The organism is Pseudomonas sp. FW305-96 (assembly GCF_058783825.1).
Genome location: NZ_JBYSYW010000029.1, coordinates 59,437 through 76,503, shown reverse-complemented (window position 1 = coordinate 76,503; position 17,067 = coordinate 59,437). Strand labels below are relative to the sequence as shown.

The window sequence follows — 17,067 nt, the reverse complement described above, 5'->3', positions numbered from 1 at the left end:
GTATCAACGTCGTGGACGGGCACGACTGACGCTGGAGACGGTGGTGAGCAACGAGGGTAGTGACGAACCGCGGCGATGGGGCGCGTAGCGGCCCCGACGAGCTCAAGCCTTGATCGCACTCGCCAGTTCGACGAGCGCCTGACGCCATTCAGCCGCGCGGGGCAACGCCAGGAAGAACGGATTGAGCAGCGACTCACGCGGTGGGTAGCGGAACGGCAACCCGTCCAGCCCGATCACTTCGCCCCCGGCTCCCTCCAGCACGCCCTGGGCAGCCGCAGTATCCCACTGCGAGGTCGGCGCCAGCCGCGGATAACAGTCGGCACTGCCTTCGGCCAGCAGGCAGAACTTCAGCGAGCTGCCGATGTTGGCCAGTTCCAGCTCCCCCACCGCACTCCCAAGCCCCGCCAGCAGCGCTTCCTGCTCCGGACTCGAATGCCGACGGCTGGCGACAACGGTAAACCGCTCCTGTGCCGGTGGGGCATTACGCACCTGGATCGTTTGAGCCTCTTCGTTACGCTCGGCCCTCCAGGCACCGAACTCGCGTCCACCGAAGTAACAGCGGCCATTGGTTGGCATCGCCACCACACCGAACACCACCTCGCCGTTTTCGATCAGCGCGATGTTGACGGTGAACTCCTCGCTACCGGCGATGAACTCCTTGGTGCCATCCAAAGGATCGACCAGCCACCAGCGCTGCCAGCCTGCGCGGGTTGCCAGCGGGATGTCGCAGTCCTCTTCGGAGAGCACCGGAATCTGCGGCGCCAACGCCTGCAAGCCATCGGCGATAACCCGATGGGCCGCCAGGTCGGCAGCGGTCACCGGTGAATCGTCGGCCTTGTTGCTTACCGCCACGTCAGCGCGCCAGAACGGCAAGGTCGCCTCGCCGGCCACCAAGGCGAGCTTGGCTACGTCCTGCATCAGTTGCCGATCATTCATACGCTCAGCACCCCACGCTGGATCAGCAGGTCACGGGCCAGGTACAGCGCCGCCAGCGCCCGGCCTTCGCTGAACTGCGGGTGCATGGCCAGGGCCGAGAGCTCGCGCAGGTTGACCTTGTCGACGCGCATCGGCTCGGGTTCGTCGCCCTCCAGACGCTCTTCGTACAGATCGGTGGCCAGGACCACCTGGATCTTCTGGCTCATGTAACCGGGCGACAGCGACAGCTCGGTCAGGTGTTCCAGCTGACGCGCGCCGAAACCGGCCTCTTCCTTGAGCTCCCGGTCGGCGGCGGCGAGCACGTCCTCGCCCGGCTCGATCAGGCCCTTGGGCAACGACAGCTCGTACTCGTCGGTACCGCCGCAGTACTCCTCGACCAGCACCGCATGCTCGGCATCGAGCATGGCCACGATCATCACCGCGCCATAGCCATTGCCACGGCCGACCAGTCGCTCATAGGTGCGCTCGGTACCGTTGGAGAAGCGCAACTGCACGGCTTCGACGCGGAACAGGCGGCTGCTGGCGACGATTTCGCGGCTGAGGACGGTGGGTTTCTGGCGCATGGGGCGGCTCCTTGGCGTGAACGGGTTACTATACCGTGGCTTGCCGACTGATCGAGAATTTCCCATGCCCGTTCTTCCCTGGTCCGCCATCGATACCGTCCTGCTGGATATGGACGGCACCCTGCTCGACCTGCATTACGACAACCGCTTCTGGCTGCAGCACCTGCCCCAGCGCTACGCCGAGCTGCATGGCGTGAGCCGGGCCATGGCCGAGCTCGAGCTGCGCCCGCTGTTCGAACAGCACGCTGGCACGCTCAACTGGTACTGCCTGGATTTCTGGAGCCGTGAACTGCGCCTGCCGATCCGCGAGCTCAAGCTGGAGATCGCCGACCTGATCGCCTTGAAGCCGGATGCCGATACCTTCCTCGCCGCCATTCGCAAGGCCGGTAAGCGGGTGGTGATGATCACCAACGCGCACCGTGACTCGCTGTCGTTGAAGCTGGAGCGGGTGGAGCTGGCGCCTTATTTCGAACGGCTGATCAGCTCGCACGACTATGGCTATCCGAAGGAGAGCCCGCAGTTCTGGGATGCGTTGCAGGCAGACATCGGCTTCGAGCCGGCGCGCAGCCTGTTCATCGATGACACCCTGGCGATTCTGCGCAGTGCCCGGCAATTTGGCGTGGGGCACCTGCTGGCTGTGCGCCAGCCGGATAGTCGGGCCGAGCCACGCGATACCCAGGAGTTCGCGGCAGTAGAGGATTACCGGGCGTTGCTGGCAGGGTTGTAACTGCGCATTCGCCCCGTAGGAGCGGCTTCAGCCGCGATCACCCGCGACGCGGGTGCCAGGCACCGCGATGCCCGCATCGCGGCTAAAGCCGCTCCTACAAGCGCCCCCTCAGTCAGGAATACGCAGCACTTGCCCCGGGTAGATCTTGTCCGGATGTTTGAGCATCGGCTTGTTCGCCTCGAAGATCTTGTTGTACTTGTTGGCGTCGCCATAGACACGCTTGGAGATGGCACTCAAGGTGTCACCCTCCTCGACCTCGACGAACCGGGCCGCCTGGGCCACCGGCCCGGTAACGGTGATCTGGTCATCCACCGAGGCCACGCCAGCGATATTGCCGGCCGCCAGGATGATCTTCTCTTTCTCTTCCTGGCTGCTTACCTCGCCCTTGAGGATGACCTTGTCACCCTCTACAGTGGCCGAGATGTTCGGGTTGCCCAAACCAACGTCCTGGACGTGTTTCTTCAACTGTTCCTCGGCATTGGCATTGCCGGGGGTCAGCAGGTCGATCAACTTCTCGCCGGCTTCCTTCACGAAACTGAACAGGCTCATGTGGCGCTCCTTTGATGGTGAATCCATGGAAGCAGGAGTCTAGGCCAGGATCGGCCATCCCGCCCCGCTGCGACCAATCGACGCGCTCTATCACGACATAGACGCTAGCGATTAGACGCCACCGGTACAGGGGCCTAGGCTTGTGGGGTCAAACTGCCAGCCGGTATTCGCCCCGATGAACAGCAAGCCACCGGTCTGCGCGGCGTCCACGCCCTTTGCCCTGCCCGCCGCCAGCAACACCTACGACTATGTCCAGCTTTCCGATGCCGCCCGCGACAATACCCCGCTGGCCGAGGAAGTGGCGCTGGCGATCGTCTACAACGGCCTGAACCAGGCGGTGATGCTGGTCAGCCCGACCGACCTGGAAGACTTCGCCGTCGGATTCAGCGTGGGCAGCGGCATCGTCGCCGGTACCGAGGAAATCTACGATGTGAAGCTCTCCGGCAGCGGTTCGGCGCTGTATGCCGACCTGGAGATCTCCAGCCGCGCTTTCTGGAACCTGAAGAATCAGCGCCGTCAGCTGGCCGGCACCAGCGGCTGCGGCCTATGCGGCGTCGAGGCCCTGGAGCAGGCATTGCCCGAACTGAAGGTGCTGCCCGGGGCGCCGTTGCCGCCCGCGCACTGGCTGAAAGACCTGCGCCAGCGCATCGATGCCTTCCAGCCCCTCGGCCAGCATTGCGGAGCTGTTCACGCGGCGCTGTTCATGGACCGCGACGGCCAGCTGCTGCTGGGCCGCGAGGACATTGGCCGGCACAACGCCCTGGACAAGCTGATCGGCGCCCTGCTGCGCCAGCGCATCGACACCCAAGGGGGGCTGGCCATCGTCACCAGCCGCTGCAGCCTGGAACTGATCCAGAAGGTCCTGCGCGCCGGCATCCAGACCTTGGTGAGCCTTTCCGCGCCCACCGGCCTGGCCCTGCAATGGGCGCGCAAGCACAACCTCAACCTCATTCATCTGCCCAAACACAGCGCACCGCGGGTGTTCAGCCCAGCGGCGGAGTAGCAACAGCCGTGACCTCCTACGAAAAACTGCCAGACAACACCCCCGCCTCCACCCCTCGCTACAAACCTTATCCCGGCCCCGCCGGCGGCTGGGGCGCGCTGCGCAGCGTGGCCAAGGCCTGGGTGGGCAGCGACAACGCCCTGAAGAACATCCGCGCCCTGCTCAAGACCAACCAGAACGGCGGCTTCGACTGCCCCGGCTGCGCCTGGGGCGACTCGCCCGAAAGCGGCATGGTCAAGTTCTGCGAGAACGGCGCCAAGGCGGTCAACTGGGAAGCCACCAAGCGCCGGGTGGACGCCGCGTTCTTCGCCCGCTACAGCGTGAGCGCGCTGCTGGGGCAGAGCGACTACTGGCTCGAGTATCAGGGCCGACTGACCGAGCCAATGGTCTATGACCCGATCACCGACCGTTACCGGCCGATCGACTGGGACGCCGCCTTCGCCCTGATCGCCCGGCACCTGAACAACCTGGCAAGCCCCGACCAGGCCGAGTTCTACACCTCCGGCCGGGCCAGCAACGAGGCGGCCTATCTCTATCAGCTGTTCGTGCGTGCCTACGGCACCAACAATTTCCCCGACTGCTCGAACATGTGCCACGAAGCCAGCGGCGTGGCCCTGGGCCAGAGCGTCGGGGTGGGCAAGGGCACGGTCACCTACGACGATTTCGAGCACGCCGACACGATCTTCGTCTGGGGCCAGAACCCCGGCACCAACCACCCGCGGATGCTCGACCCGCTGCGCGACGCGGTGAAGCGCGGCGCCCAGGTGGTGTGCGTCAACCCGCTCAAGGAGCGTGGCCTGGAGCGTTTCCAGCACCCGCAGAACCCGTTGGAGATGCTGACAAACAGCGACCGTCCGACCAACACGGCATTCTTCCGCCCGGCGCTGGGCGGCGACATGGCGCTGTTGCGCGGCATGGCCAAGTTCCTGCTGCAATGGGAGCGTGAGGCCCAGGCCAGCGGCGCGCCGGCCATCTTCGATCATGCCTTCATCGCCGAACACGGCCATGGCGTGGACGAATACCTGGCGGTGGTCGACGCCACCCCATGGGAACAGATCCAGGCCCAGTCCGGGCTGACTCTGGCCGATATCGAGCTGTCGGCACGCATGTACTGCAAAGGCAAACGCGTGATCATGTGCTGGGCCATGGGCATCACCCAGCACCGCCATTCGGTGCCGACCATCCAGGAAATCGTCAACCTGATGCTGCTGCGCGGCAACCTCGGGGTACCGGGCGCCGGCCTGTGCCCGGTGCGCGGCCACAGCAACGTGCAGGGCGACCGCACCATGGGCATCAACGAACGCCCACCGGTGTTCCTGCTCGATGCCATCGAAAAACGCTTCGGCTTCCCGGTGCCACGCCACAACGGTCACAACACCGTCGAGGCCATCCACGCCATGCTGGAAGGCCGGGCCAAGGTGTTCATCGGCTTGGGCGGCAACTTCGCCCAGGCCACGCCGGACACCGAGCGCACCGCCCAGGCGCTGCGCAACTGCGAGTTGACCGTGCATATCAGCACCAAGCTCAACCGCAGCCACCTGATTCACGGCAAACAGGCGTTGATCCTGCCTTGCCTGGGCCGCACCGATATCGACCTGCAGGGCGAAGGCCCGCAGGCGGTGACGGTGGAGGACTCCTTCAGCATGGTCCACGCCTCCAACGGCCAGCTCAAGCCGCTGTCTCGACAGATGCGCTCGGAGCCAGCCGTGGTTGCCGGCATCGCCGCCGCCACCCTGGGCAAGCAGCCAGTGGACTGGCACTGGCTGGTGGCCGACTACGACCGCATCCGCGACCTGATCGCCGACACCATCCCGGGCTTCACCGACTTCAACGAGCGTCTGCGACTGCCCGGCGGCTTCTATCTCGGCAACAGCGCCGGCAGCCGCCAGTGGAAGACCGCCAGCGGCCGCGCCAACTTCAAGGCCAACCTCCTACCGGACAGCCTGCTCGACGAACGCGTGCGCGCCAGCGGCCAGCTCCCGGACCTGATCATGCAGTCGATGCGCTCGCACGATCAGTACAACACCACCATCTATGGCATGGACGACCGCTACCGCGGCGTGCGCGGCCAGCGCGACGTACTGTTCGCCAACGAAGCCGACATCGTCCGTCTGGGCTTCCAGCCGGGGCAGAAGGTCGACATCGTGTCACTGTGGGGCGATGAGCACGTACGCCGGGTGCATGGCTTCACCCTCCTGGCGTTCGACATCCCCGCCGGCCAGGCGGCGGCGTACTACCCTGAGGTGAACCCGCTGGTGCCGCTGGAGAGCATCGGTGACGGCAGCCACACGCCGACATCGAAATTCATCGCCATCAAGCTGGAGCGCGCGCGGGACGACGGGCGCATCATCTGATTCGCGCCCGGCAAAGCTGAACGCCGCCCACAAAAAAGCCCTGTTCCGCAACGGTTCAGGGCTTTGTCATAAGTACCTCAGACAAGCAAAAATCGAGAAAGTTTCATACACAATTCAATAACTTAGAGAATTGTGTACAACTCGTGCTACTCGTCGGATTCCGATTGCCAGCCGCTTCGCCGAGCCTCAAATTCCGCTTCGTCATCCCTCTGAGGCTCTCTTGATGAAGAAGTACTCCTCGATTCTGTTGTTGTCTTTCGGTCTGCTCAGCGGCGTTGCCATGGCAGGCGGCACCACCGAGGCCGGCATTGGCGGCGCGTTGGGTGGGGTACTGGGCTCCGTGGTGGGCAACTCGATCGGTGGCAGCACCGGCGGCGCCATTGGCGCCGGCCTGGGCGGCGCGGCCGGCGGTGCCCTGGGTGCCGACAAGCGCCAGCGCGGCGAAGCGGCCATCGGTGGCGCACTGGGCGCGGCCGGCGGCAACGTGGTTGGTCGCTCGGTGGGCGGTACCACCGGTAGCTACATCGGTGCGGCGGCCGGCGGTGGCGCCGGGGGCGCACTGGGTAACTACATGGGCAACAAGGCCGACGAAGACGAGCGCCATGAATCGCGCCGCTACCGTCGTGACTACGATGACCGCCGCCATTACGACCGCGGCCATCACTACGGCCACCGCAAGCACAAACGCCACTGGCGCCATGACTGATCGCCAGGCTTAAGCCTGACGCCTAAGGCCCTGCCCTCACCGGCAGGGCCTTTTAGTTTGCAGACAAGCCAGGGGATTAAGGGCCACCCCGATATGGAGGCCACTAGCCACTAGTTATCATCGCTGTTTCGACCACGTACAGGACGCAGGGAATGCGCGCGACCTTCACCGATCTCATCTGTCTGCCCCGAGCCAGGAGAGGCTGAAGGATGCCCAGCCGCCGCCCGCCACTGCTCAGCGAAGCCGGCTTTGCTTCGATACGCCAGCGCGTGATGCAGGCTACCGGCGTGCAACTGGCCGATGATCGCCGGGCCGTGGTCGCGTCACGTCTGCACAAGCGCCTGAAAGCGCTGGGCCTGGCTAGCTTCGAGCATTACCTCAGCTTGCTCGAAAGCCCACAGGGCACAAACGAGCACGAGCACCTGCTGCGCCTGCTGGTCGCCCGCGACAGCTACTTCTTTCGCGAACATCGCCATTTCGAATGCCTGGCCCGCTGGCTGGCCGAGCTCGACCACCCCGCTCGCCTGTGGAGCGCAGCCTGTGCCACCGGCGAGGAGGCCTGGAGCCTGGCCATGGTCGCCGCAGAAAAAGCCCGTCACCCAGGCTGGCAGGTGCTGGCCAGCGACTTCGACCCGCAACTGCTGGAAACCGCAGGCGCCGGCATCTACGACATCGCCCAGGCCCGCTACTTCCCCGAGGGCTGGCTGGCCCGCCACTGCCTGTGCGGTGTCGGCGAGATGGCCGGGCGCCTGCGCATCGCACCCGCCCTGCGCGAGCAGGTACGCTTCGAGGCCATCAACCTGATCCGGCCCCTGCCTGCCCACCTCGGCAGCTTCGACGTCATCTTGTTGCGCAACCTGCTGTCGAGCCTGGCGCCACGCTACAAGAGCGAGATGCTCCAGCAGTTGCTGGCGCACCTGCGCCCCGGTGGCCTGCTGATCATCGGCCACAGCGAAAGCGTCCACGCGCTGGGCCTGCCACTGCGCCCGCTACTGCCGTCGGTGTTCGAACGCCTATGATAATAGGCACTGCCGCGCCAATCGGCAGACAAGGACTGATCGCGCAGTTGCGCGGCAGTGCGCTTTCGGATCGAGCAGGCCTGCCGCCCCCCTTCCCTTGCGAAACAGGCCCTAATCCATGCCTTGCCGAATCCTGCTTGCCGATCATTCGCCCCTCTTCCGCGCCGGCCTGCGTGCCTTGCTGGAGCAGAAGAAAGATTTCGTCGTGGTGGGCGACACCGGTGATGCCATGAATGCCGTGAGCCTGGCCGAAAAGCTCAAGCCGGACATCGTGGTGCTCGACATGAGCGGCGAACTGGACGGCCAACAGGCCCTGCAGGAACTGTTCATCCGCGCTCCCGCCAGCCGGGTGCTGATGTTCTCGCCACGCTCGGAGCTTGAGCATGTAATGAGCTGCCTGCAGCTCGGCGCCCATGGTTTCCTGCTCAAGAACGCCACGGTGACCGAGCTGGAGCAGGCCCTGCAGACCCTGCGCGGCGGTGGCCAGTACCTGTCTTCGGCGGTGCTGCCGATGGTCATCGGCCAGGCCCTCAAGCACAGCCGCAAGCGCGTTGCCAACCAGGTCCAGCCGCCGCCCCTGACCACCCGCCAGCTGGAGATCCTGCGCCTGATCGCCCGCGGCGAAACCACTCGCTCCATCGCCGACGGCCTGGGGTTGAGCATCAAGACCGTAGAGGCGCACCGCTCGCAGATCATGCACCGCCTGCAGATCCACGACGTGCCCGGCCTGGTGCTGTTCGCCGTGCGCGAAGGGATTATTCGCCTCAACGATTGAGTGACAGCCCGGCGAGGATCAGCTGCAGCGTTTCCGGAAGTGCCGCCGGGCGGCCCGACGCGCGCTCGATGAACACCTGCACCACCCCACCCGCCGCGCAGGCTTCGGTCTCGCCCGGGCGGAACAGCGCCAGGCTGAACTCAACGGTGCTGCCCGCCAGACGGGTCACCCCCAGGCCCACCTCAAGCACGTCGGGAAAGCCAGGCAAGGCGAAGAAGTCTGCCGCAGAACTCACGACGAAAGCGGCCAGGTCACCGTCGCGCAGGTCCAGCTCGGCCTGTTCGACCAGGAAAGCCTGGATCGCGGTTTCGAAGAAGGCATGCACGGTGGAACCGGCGAGGTGACCGTTGTGGTCGTTGTCCTGGGGACGGGTGAGGATGGGATGGAAATGGGAGAAGGCGGAGCGTTGCGGAGACTCGGTCATGGGGCCATCTGCATTCTGGTGGGTACCCTGCAAGTGAAACAGATTCTGCCAGTACTGTATCGCCCCCATCGCAGACCAAACCCGTTCCTACATCGAATAACGAAAAAGCCGCCCCGAGGGGCGGCTTCCTTATCCGAACCGGCAGCAGCTTACAGCTGCGGACCAGCGGCCTTGATGGCGTCGGAAACGTCGAACTTCTTGAAGTTCTCGGTGAACAGTGTGGCCAGGCCCTTGGCAGCTTCGTCGTAGGCAGCCTTGTCAGCCCAGGTGTTGCGCGGGTTGAGCAGCTCGGTCTCGACGCCCGGAACGACCTTCGGCACGTCCAGGTTGATGATGTCCAGGTGCTCGGTCTCTGCACCGACCAGCGCGCCGCTCTGGATGGCAGCGATCACGCCACGGGTGGTGGGGATGCTGAAACGCTTGCCAACGCCGTAGCCACCACCGGTCCAGCCAGTGTTGACCAGGTAGACCTTGGAGCCGAACGCCTTGATGCGCTTGATCAGCAGCTCGGCGTAGACACCGGCTGGGCGCGGGAAGAACGGTGCGCCGAAGCAGGTGGAGAAGGTCGACTTGATGCCGCTGCCCGAACCCATTTCGGTGGAACCGACCAGTGCGGTGTAGCCGGACAGGAAGTGGTAGGCCGCCTGCTCGTTGTTCAGGATCGACACTGGCGGCAGCACGCCGGTCAGGTCGCAGGTCAGGAAGATGACCGCATTCGGCTCGCCGCCCAGGTTCTTCTCGGAGACCTTGGCTACGTGGGTCAGCGGGTAGGCTGCACGGCTGTTCTGGGTCAGGCTCACGTCGGCGTAGTCGGCGTGCTTGGCATCGTCGATGACGACGTTTTCCAGCACGGCGCCGTGCTTGATGGCTTTCCAGATGACCGGCTCGTTCTTCTCGGACAGGTCGATGCACTTGGCATAGCAACCGCCTTCGATGTTGAAGACCACGCCTTCGCCCCAACCGTGCTCGTCGTCACCGATCAGGTAACGGCTTTCGTCGGCCGACAGGGTGGTCTTGCCGGTGCCGGACAGGCCGAAGAACAGGGTGACGTCACCCGCTTCGCCGATGTTGGCGGCGCAGTGCATCGGCAGCACGTCGGCGGCCGGTAGCAGGAAGTTCTGCACAGAGAACATGGCTTTCTTCATTTCACCGGCGTAACGCATGCCGGCGATCAGCACTTTCTTCTGGGCGAAGTTGATGATCACGCAGCCGTCGGAGTTGGTGCCGTCACGCTCTGGCACGCACTCGAAGTTGGCGACGTTGAGAACCTGCCACTCATCGCGGCCAGCCGGGTTGTACTGGGCCGGGTTGATGAACAGGCAACGGCCGAACAGGTTCTGCCAGGCGGTCTGGGTGGTCATCTTGACCGGCAGGTAGTGATCGGCGGCAGCGCCTACGTGAACGTAGGAAACGAAGTGATCCTGGGCGTTGTTGAACGCCTCGACGCGGTCCCACAGGGCATCGAACTTGTCGGCCGGGAACTTGCGGTTGATCGGGCCCCAGCCAATCTGGTCCTGGGTGGAAGGTTCTTCGACGATGAAACGGTCAGCCGGCGAACGGCCGGTGCGGTGACCGGTTTCCACCACCAGCGCGCCGGTATCGGCCAGCACGCCTTCACCGCGGGACAGCGCTTCTTTTACCAGCTCATCGACGCTCAGGTCGGTGTACACGGTGTTGTTGGCTTGCGTCATGAGATACCCCATCCGGCCCGAGGCCGAGTGCTCCAAACGTTTTGTAGTTGTCTCGAAAAAACTACTACAGCGAAAAAAGTGGCCGGATTATGCCAGAAAAGCCCAAAAAAAGTAGGCCCCTCCTGTCAGAACTGCGCTTTTGCGCAATTCGACAGGAGTATTTCCTGTAGTGAACCGTTTCAGTGCTGAGTTTCTGATGGCGCCTCGGTGCCACCGCCAGCAAACAATTGCGCAACATCGCTCGCGTCGAACACATAACGCTCGTTGCAGAACTGGCAATCGATCTCGACCTGGCCGCCACATTCGGCCACCAGCGCATTGGCATCCTGCTCGCCGAGGCTGACCAGGGCGTTGCCGGAGCGCTCGCGCGAGCAGCTGCAGCGGAAGCGTAGCGGCTGGATATCGAACAGGCGAACCGCGTCCTCGTGGTACAGGCGGTGCAGCACGGTTTCGTTGTCCAGACCGAGCAGTTCCTCATCCTTCACGGTGTTGGCCAGTGCTTTCACGTGGGCCCAGCTTTCGTCGCGCTCCTCGCTGTCCTTGTGGATCTCGGCCGGCAGCTGCTGCACGAGCAGGCCACGGACTCGAACACCATCGGCGGTCAGGGAGATGCAAGTGTTTACTTGCTGCGACATGACGAAGTAGTTGGTGAAACATTCCGACAGGTCCTTGCCGTCAAGTTCGACCGTGCCCTGGTAGCGTTGGCCGTTGACCGGAATGATGGTCAGCACCAGATGGCCGCCTGGCATCAGGTCGGCGAGGCTCGCATCGTCCTTGATCTGCTCGGCTTCATAGCGGGCCAGGCCGCGGATGTCGTGCTCGCTGGTGTATTCGATGGCCAGCAGCGGCACCGGGCCCTGGGACTGGGCCTGGAGGACCAGCAGGCCATCGAACTTCAACGTGCCGACCAACAGCGCGGCGGCGGCCATCAGCTCGCCCAACAGGTGCTGGACCGGACGCGGATAATCGTGCTTGGCCAGCACCTCGGCGTAGCTGCGTTCGAGCACGACCATCTCGCCGCGCACGTCGCGGTCGTCGAACAGGAAGCGTTGGGTGAAATCGGTATCTGGCAAGTCGCTCATGGTTGTCTGGCTTTCTGAAAATGGTTACAAAATAATTACAGGAGACTGAAAGGTCTGTCGCAGAGCGCTCACAAGGCGCTCACTTCCTGCTGGATATCGAGGTATTTTATGGACAATCGACCACTGTTCCAAGCAAGGTGGTCCTGGGGCCCTTTGGCAGCCTGCACCCTGCTGCCCATCGCACTACTGTGTTTCTGGTTATGGCCCGTTGGCCAGATCCTTTGCCTGACATTCGACGAGTGGCTGTTCCACAGCCTGAATGCGCCGCTGGCCGACAACACCATCTGGCGCTACATCTGGACCGTCGGCAGCCTGCGCCCGTTCGACATCGTCGTCGGCCTGATCCTTCTGGCAGTGCTTATCCGTGGTGACTGGGTGTTCAAGGCAGCCCAGGTCCGCCAGGCCTTTTTCGGTTTTCTGGTCACGCTACTCCTCTTAGTGGTGATTCGCGCGCTGTTTTCCAAGTGGGTGGATGCAGCCGGGTGGCAACACAAGAGCCCGTCGATGATGTTCGACGACGTGGTGCACCTCAGTGACTACTACCCGAACCTGGAGGCGGCCTGGGAACTCAAGGACCGCTCGAGCAAGAGTTTCCCCGGCGATCACGCCTCGGTGCTGCTGGTCTGGGCGCTGTTCATGAGCCTGTTCAGCCGCCGCCCGCTGCAGTACCTGCTGGTGTGGGGGCTGGCCCTGCTGTTCATGCTGCCGCGCCTGGTCGCCGGCGCCCACTGGGGGCAGGATGACTACATCGGTGGTTTGCTGATGGCGGTGCTGGCGTTGGGCTGGAGCTGCTACACGCCGCTGGCGGCCAAAGGCAGCGCAGCGTTGCTGCGCTGGACGGCACCGCTGTTCGACCTGCTGGGCAAGTTGCCGTTGATCGGGCGGATGAGCGTGATTCGCGCCGCCTGATCGTTCACGGGGCCGCTACGCGGCCCTCGTCACTCGAAACTGCCGTGCAGCTGGTGAATCTGCCGGCGCTGCTTCTTGGTCGGCCGCCCGTCGGTGGTCACGCCCATCGCCCCTGCCTTGCGCATTTCAGCGGCCTGCTCGCGGCGCTTCACACTCTCGGCGGTTTCCTCGTACAACGTCTGTGCTTCGGGCGCGCCACGGCGCACCACCGACAACGCCCTGACCACCACGGTGCGCTCGTCGAAACCGGTGCGCAGCACGAACTCATCGCCCACCCGTGGCTCCTTGCCGGGTTTGCAGCGCTCGCCCCGGCAGTGCACCTTGCCACTTTCAATGGCCGCCTTGGCCAATGCGCGGGTCTTGTAGAAGCGCGCTGCCCATAGCCACTTGTCCAGGCGTACCTTGTCGTCGTCTTCAGGCTTTTGTGCCATGGTTTTTCCTCGAATTCTGTCTTTCACGGAACTGTACTACCGTGACTGACAGATGCAAAAAGTCCGTGCCGTCATTACAGTTCACCTCCTTATCCGCAGGGCACGCTTAGTGAAGACATTTGACCACCTGACTGTGATCGGCCTGCGTGAATGGGTCGCCCTGCCCGGCCTCGGCGTCGCCGGCCTGCGCGCCAAGATCGACACTGGCGCCAGTACCTCCAGCCTGCACGCCACGGAGGTCGAGCCGTTCGAGCGCGATGGCCAGCAATGGGTAAGATTCACCGCCCACCTGGGCTCGGTGGTGCAACTGCGCCACCGGCGCTGCGAAGCGCCCATGGTCACCATGAAGACGATCAAGAGCTCCAACGGCCATGCCCAGACCCGCTACGTGATCCGCACGCCCCTGGCGCTCGGTGACCGGGTCTGGGAGGTCGAATTCACCCTGGCCTGCCGCAAGAGCATGCGCTATCGGCTGCTGCTCGGCTCGAAGGCGCTCATCCACGGCCAACTGGTGGTCAACCCCGGCCTCAAGTACGTTCAGGACAAACCGGCCTTCGCGGCCACCCTTTCCCCTGTCACAGGTGCTGCATGAAGATCGCTGTGCTGTCGCGCAATCCGCGTCTGTATTCCACCCGCCGCCTGGTCGAGGCCGGTACCCAGCGGGGCCACGAAGTGGTGGTGATCGACACGCTCCGGGCCTACATGAACATTGCCAGCCACAAGCCGCAGATCCACTACCGCGGCAAACCCCTGGAAGGCTTCGACGCGGTCATTCCGCGCATCGGCGCATCGGTCACCTTCTATGGCTGCGCGGTGCTGCGCCAATTCGAGATGATGGGCGTCTACCCGCTCAACGAATCGGTGGCCATCGCCCGCTCGCGGGACAAGCTGCGCTCGCTGCAATTGCTGTCGCGGCGCGGTATTGGCCTGCCGGTCACCGGCTTCGCCCACTCGCCGGACGACATCCCCGACCTGATCCAGATGGTCAACGGCGCGCCGCTGGTAATCAAGGTGCTCGAAGGCACACAGGGCATCGGCGTGGTGCTGTGCGAGACCACCAAGGCCGCCGAGTCGGTGATCGAGGCGTTCATGGGTCTGAAGCAGAACATCATGGTTCAGGAGTACATCAAGGAGGCCGGTGGCGCCGATATCCGCTGCTTCGTGGTCGGCGACAAGGTGATCGCCTCGATGAAGCGCCAGGCCAAGCCGGGCGAGTTCCGCTCCAACCTGCATCGCGGGGGCGTGGCCAGCCTGATCAAGATCACCCCTGAAGAACGCATGACCGCGATTCGCGCAGCCAAGGTGATGGGGCTGAGCGTGGCGGGTGTGGATATCCTGCGTTCGAATCATGGGCCGCTGGTGATGGAAGTGAACTCGTCGCCGGGCCTGGAGGGGATCGAGGTGACTACCGGCAAGGACGTGGCCGGGATGATCATCGAGCACCTGGAAAAGAATAGCGGGCCGAATCAGACGCGGACCAAGGGCAAGGGTTGATATTCCGGGGCCGCTTTGCGGCCCCGGCAATCACACGGCGTTACGCGGCAGCAACAACCCCAACGGTAACCGCACCCGCGCCTCGATCCCGCCACCGGAGCGGTTGCGCAACTCGACATTGCCGCCATGCTGCGCGGCGATACGCTTGACGATGGCCAGCCCCAGCCCGGTACCCTTGCCACCCCGCGCCCGGTCGCCACGGATGAACGGGTTGAAGATGGTCTCCAGCTCCGACTCGTCGATGCCCGTCCCCCGATCCAGCACGCTGAGCACCACATAAGGCGCGCTCTGGTCACCCGACACATAGGCCGCTACCTCGACCCCCTTGCCGGCGTGATGCAGGGCGTTGCCGATCAGGTTGCCCAGCATGCGCTTGAGCGAGACACGGCGCAGCGGGAACGGTGGAATCGGCTCCAGGCACAGGCGCACCTGCTCCTTGTGCTGGTTGTAGGGGGCCACCACCTCGTAGATCAGGTCGTTCAGGTCGACCTCCTCCACCGGTTCGTCGCGCCCGTCGCGAATGAAGGCCAGGAACTGGTCGAGGATCGCGTCCATGTCCTCGATATCGCGGACCATGTCCTCGCTGAGGTCGCTTTCGTTGCCCATCAGCGACAGCGACAGGCGCAGCCGGGTCAGCGGCGTGCGCAAGTCGTGGGAAACGCCCGCCAGCATCAGCTCGCGTTCGCGCCCAGCCTGCTCGACATCTTCGGCCATCTGGTTGAACGCCCGATACACTTCGGTCATTTCGCTGGGTGTATCACTGATCGGCAAGCGCACGCTGCGCCCCTGGCCCAGCTGGCGGGCGGCGAACACCAGGCGCTTGAGCGGCTGGTTGAGCTGGCGCACGAAGATCCAGGCCGAAGCCGTGGACAGCAAGCCGATGGCCAGGAACCAGCCAAGCACGTTCCAGATTTTCTGCCCGCGCAGCGGATGCGGATACAGCGGCACCTTGAGCCAGCCCGGGCCCAGGCTCGGGGCGTTCACCCACAGTGCGGGCGGCGCGTGGATACGCAACCGCACTTCGGTGTCCTCGCCCAGCTCGGCCTGCATCTGGCGCTGGTAGATCTCGCTGTAGGGCCAGTGCTGCTCGCCCTCCGGCACGCCGGCGCCGGTCACGCGGATCAGGCCGGCGGCCTCGGCAATCTGGTCGCGGTTCTCTTCATCCGCTGCCCAATAGGCACGCAGCGTCAGGGCCACGCCGTGGCTGTACTGGCGGTCGACCAGCACGTCCTCGTTCATCAGCAGGTACACGAGCGTCAGCGCCTTGGAGAACAGCACGACGATCAGCACCAGCCAGAGGGTGCGGGCGAAGAAGCTTTGCGGGAACCAGAGAGGCGTTTTCATCGATCAACTACTGTACTGAAAAGGCCGGTCGCCATAGACGAAAACAGGGCGACCCGCATGGGTCGCCCTGCTGCACCCTGACGAGCCGGCAGGCTCATTTGCCGGCGTTTCCGTCCGGCACGAAGACGTAGCCCACACCCCATACGGTCTGGATGTAACGCGGCTTGGAAGGATCGGGCTCGATCATCCGGCGCAGGCGCGAGATCTGCACGTCGATGGAACGCTCCAGGGCATCCCACTCACGGCCACGGGCCAGGTTCATCAGTTTGTCGCGGGTCAGCGGCTCGCGAGCGTGCATCACCAGGGCCTTGAGCACGGCGAACTCGCCGGTAGTGAGCATGTGCGTTTCTTCACCGCGCTTGAGCTCGCGGGTGGCCAGCGACAATTCGTAGTCGCCAAAGGTGACGGTCTCTTCCTCGCTCCCCGGCGCGCCTGGCACAGCCGGGGCCTGGCGGCGCAGTACGGCCTTGACCCGGGCCACCAGCTCATCCGGGTTGAACGGCTTGGCCAGGTAGTCGTCGGCGCCAAGTTCCAGACCCTTGATACGGCTGAGCTCATCGCCCTTGGCGGTGAGCATGATGATCGGGATCTGGTTGTTCGAGGCGCGCAGGCGTTTGCAGGCGGACAGGCCGTCCTCGCCAGGCAGCATCAGGTCGAGCACCACCAGATTGAACACTTCACGGGCCAGCAGGCGATCCATCTGTTCGACGTTGGGCACGCTGCGGACACGAAAGCCCTTGCTGGTGAAGAAACGGTCCAGCAGGCTGCTCAGGCCCGGGTCGTCGTCGACGATGAGAATCTTGTCGCCTTCTACGGCGTTTGCGGTGCTGGTCATGAATTACTCCTCTGATATCGCCGCGCATTATGGCGTAGCCATTGCCGCGCGTGCCGTGTGCATTGTTAGCAGATTTTTCCCGCCGTGCCACTGCCGCCCCATCGACGACTGGCGCCGCGCCATCACCGCAAGCCCGGCCCGATGGGTATAATGCGCGGCTTTCACCCAGTGTCGCCGGGGCTTAACGCCCACCCGCGGCCTTGCATTCACTATTTGTCAGGTGGT

The 17,067-nt window shown here is 64.3% G+C and carries 18 protein-coding genes; 9 read left to right on the top strand and 9 right to left on the bottom strand.

The genetic code is table 11. The features are described from left to right. Positions 1 to 102: 102 nt before the first annotated feature. Both cysQ and nudE read right to left on the bottom strand, forming a co-directional pair. Entirely contained in the window at positions 103 to 936 is an 834-nt protein-coding gene (cysQ, locus tag AC3WL2_RS19820; RefSeq protein ID WP_102683448.1) for a 3'(2'),5'-bisphosphate nucleotidase CysQ, read from the bottom strand. Then, entirely contained in the window at positions 933 to 1,499 is a 567-nt protein-coding gene (gene nudE / locus AC3WL2_RS19815; RefSeq protein WP_023630347.1) for an ADP compounds hydrolase NudE, read from the bottom strand. The genes cysQ and nudE overlap by 4 nt, the downstream gene beginning before the upstream one ends. 64 nt (positions 1,500 to 1,563) lie before the next feature. Between nudE and yrfG the strand changes: the two genes are divergently transcribed. Beyond that, a complete protein-coding gene (gene yrfG, locus AC3WL2_RS19810) occupies positions 1,564 to 2,226 on the top strand; it encodes a GMP/IMP nucleotidase (protein WP_102683449.1) in 663 nt (220 codons plus the stop codon). 108 nt (positions 2,227 to 2,334) lie between these two features. Here the strand turns inward: yrfG and lysM are convergent, their stop codons facing one another. Next, on the bottom strand, positions 2,335 to 2,775 hold the full coding sequence (gene lysM, locus AC3WL2_RS19805; RefSeq protein ID WP_102683451.1) for a peptidoglycan-binding protein LysM: 441 nt from the start codon (positions 2,773 to 2,775) through the stop codon (positions 2,335 to 2,337). Between the two features lie 175 nt (positions 2,776 to 2,950). Here lysM and fdhD point away from each other — a divergent pair, with 175 nt between their 5' ends. From fdhD to AC3WL2_RS19780, 5 genes are all read left to right on the top strand, one after another. Beyond that, positions 2,951 to 3,778, top strand: a complete 828-nt coding sequence (gene fdhD, locus AC3WL2_RS19800) for a formate dehydrogenase accessory sulfurtransferase FdhD (RefSeq protein ID WP_102683452.1) — start codon at positions 2,951 to 2,953, stop codon at positions 3,776 to 3,778. An 8-nt stretch (positions 3,779 to 3,786) separates the two neighbouring features. Next, entirely contained in the window at positions 3,787 to 6,132 is a 2,346-nt protein-coding gene (locus tag AC3WL2_RS19795; protein WP_102683453.1) for an FdhF/YdeP family oxidoreductase, read from the top strand. Positions 6,133 to 6,355: 223 nt separating this feature from the next. Then, entirely contained in the window at positions 6,356 to 6,838 is a 483-nt protein-coding gene (locus AC3WL2_RS19790; RefSeq protein ID WP_046857505.1) for a glycine zipper domain-containing protein, read from the top strand. A 209-nt stretch (positions 6,839 to 7,047) separates the two neighbouring features. Then, a complete protein-coding gene (locus tag AC3WL2_RS19785) occupies positions 7,048 to 7,857 on the top strand; it encodes a CheR family methyltransferase (RefSeq protein ID WP_102683454.1) in 810 nt (269 codons plus the stop codon). A gap of 118 nt (positions 7,858 to 7,975) precedes the next feature. Beyond that, entirely contained in the window at positions 7,976 to 8,632 is a 657-nt protein-coding gene (locus AC3WL2_RS19780; protein WP_102683455.1) for a response regulator, read from the top strand. Here the strand turns inward: AC3WL2_RS19780 and AC3WL2_RS19775 are convergent. The 3 genes from AC3WL2_RS19775 to hslO form a co-directional block, all read right to left on the bottom strand. Next, positions 8,622 to 9,056 (bottom strand): acyl-CoA thioesterase, encoded by a 435-nt coding sequence (locus AC3WL2_RS19775; RefSeq protein ID WP_102683476.1) that lies wholly within the window; start codon positions 9,054 to 9,056, stop codon positions 8,622 to 8,624. The genes AC3WL2_RS19780 and AC3WL2_RS19775 overlap by 11 nt on opposite strands. A gap of 149 nt (positions 9,057 to 9,205) precedes the next feature. Then, complete coding sequence (locus AC3WL2_RS19770; protein WP_102683456.1) at positions 9,206 to 10,747, bottom strand: phosphoenolpyruvate carboxykinase; 1,542 nt, start codon at positions 10,745 to 10,747, stop codon at positions 9,206 to 9,208. A gap of 179 nt (positions 10,748 to 10,926) precedes the next feature. Next, positions 10,927 to 11,829 carry an Hsp33 family molecular chaperone HslO gene (gene hslO / locus AC3WL2_RS19765; RefSeq protein ID WP_102683457.1) on the bottom strand — a complete coding sequence of 301 codons (903 nt, stop codon included), beginning with the start codon at positions 11,827 to 11,829 and terminating at the stop codon, positions 10,927 to 10,929. Positions 11,830 to 11,937: 108 nt separating this feature from the next. Here hslO and AC3WL2_RS19760 point away from each other — a divergent pair, with 108 nt between their 5' ends. Continuing rightward, positions 11,938 to 12,738 carry a phosphatase PAP2 family protein gene (locus tag AC3WL2_RS19760; RefSeq protein WP_102683458.1) on the top strand — a complete coding sequence of 267 codons (801 nt, stop codon included), beginning with the start codon at positions 11,938 to 11,940 and terminating at the stop codon, positions 12,736 to 12,738. A 29-nt stretch (positions 12,739 to 12,767) separates the two neighbouring features. Here the strand turns inward: AC3WL2_RS19760 and AC3WL2_RS19755 are convergent, their stop codons facing one another. Further along, entirely contained in the window at positions 12,768 to 13,169 is a 402-nt protein-coding gene (locus AC3WL2_RS19755) for an RNA-binding S4 domain-containing protein (protein WP_038707163.1), read from the bottom strand. 109 nt (positions 13,170 to 13,278) lie between these two features. Here AC3WL2_RS19755 and rimB point away from each other — a divergent pair, with 109 nt between their 5' ends. Both rimB and rimK read left to right on the top strand, forming a co-directional pair. Continuing rightward, on the top strand, positions 13,279 to 13,761 hold the full coding sequence (gene rimB, locus AC3WL2_RS19750) for a retropepsin-like aspartic endopeptidase RimB (RefSeq protein ID WP_038707162.1): 483 nt from the start codon (positions 13,279 to 13,281) through the stop codon (positions 13,759 to 13,761). Continuing rightward, positions 13,758 to 14,663 (top strand): 30S ribosomal protein S6--L-glutamate ligase, encoded by a 906-nt coding sequence (rimK, locus tag AC3WL2_RS19745; RefSeq protein ID WP_046857513.1) that lies wholly within the window; start codon positions 13,758 to 13,760, stop codon positions 14,661 to 14,663. Before rimB ends, rimK begins: the two co-directional genes overlap by 4 nt. 30 nt (positions 14,664 to 14,693) lie before the next feature. On the opposite strand, the gene AC3WL2_RS19740 is transcribed toward rimK, so the two are convergent. Together AC3WL2_RS19740 and ompR are read right to left on the bottom strand one after the other, a co-directional pair. Further along, positions 14,694 to 16,007 (bottom strand): ATP-binding protein, encoded by a 1,314-nt coding sequence (locus AC3WL2_RS19740; RefSeq protein ID WP_102683459.1) that lies wholly within the window; start codon positions 16,005 to 16,007, stop codon positions 14,694 to 14,696. Positions 16,008 to 16,101: 94 nt separating this feature from the next. Next, positions 16,102 to 16,842, bottom strand: a complete 741-nt coding sequence (gene ompR, locus AC3WL2_RS19735; protein ID WP_102683460.1) for an osmolarity response regulator transcription factor OmpR — start codon at positions 16,840 to 16,842, stop codon at positions 16,102 to 16,104. Between the last annotated feature and the right edge of the window lie 225 nt (positions 16,843 to 17,067).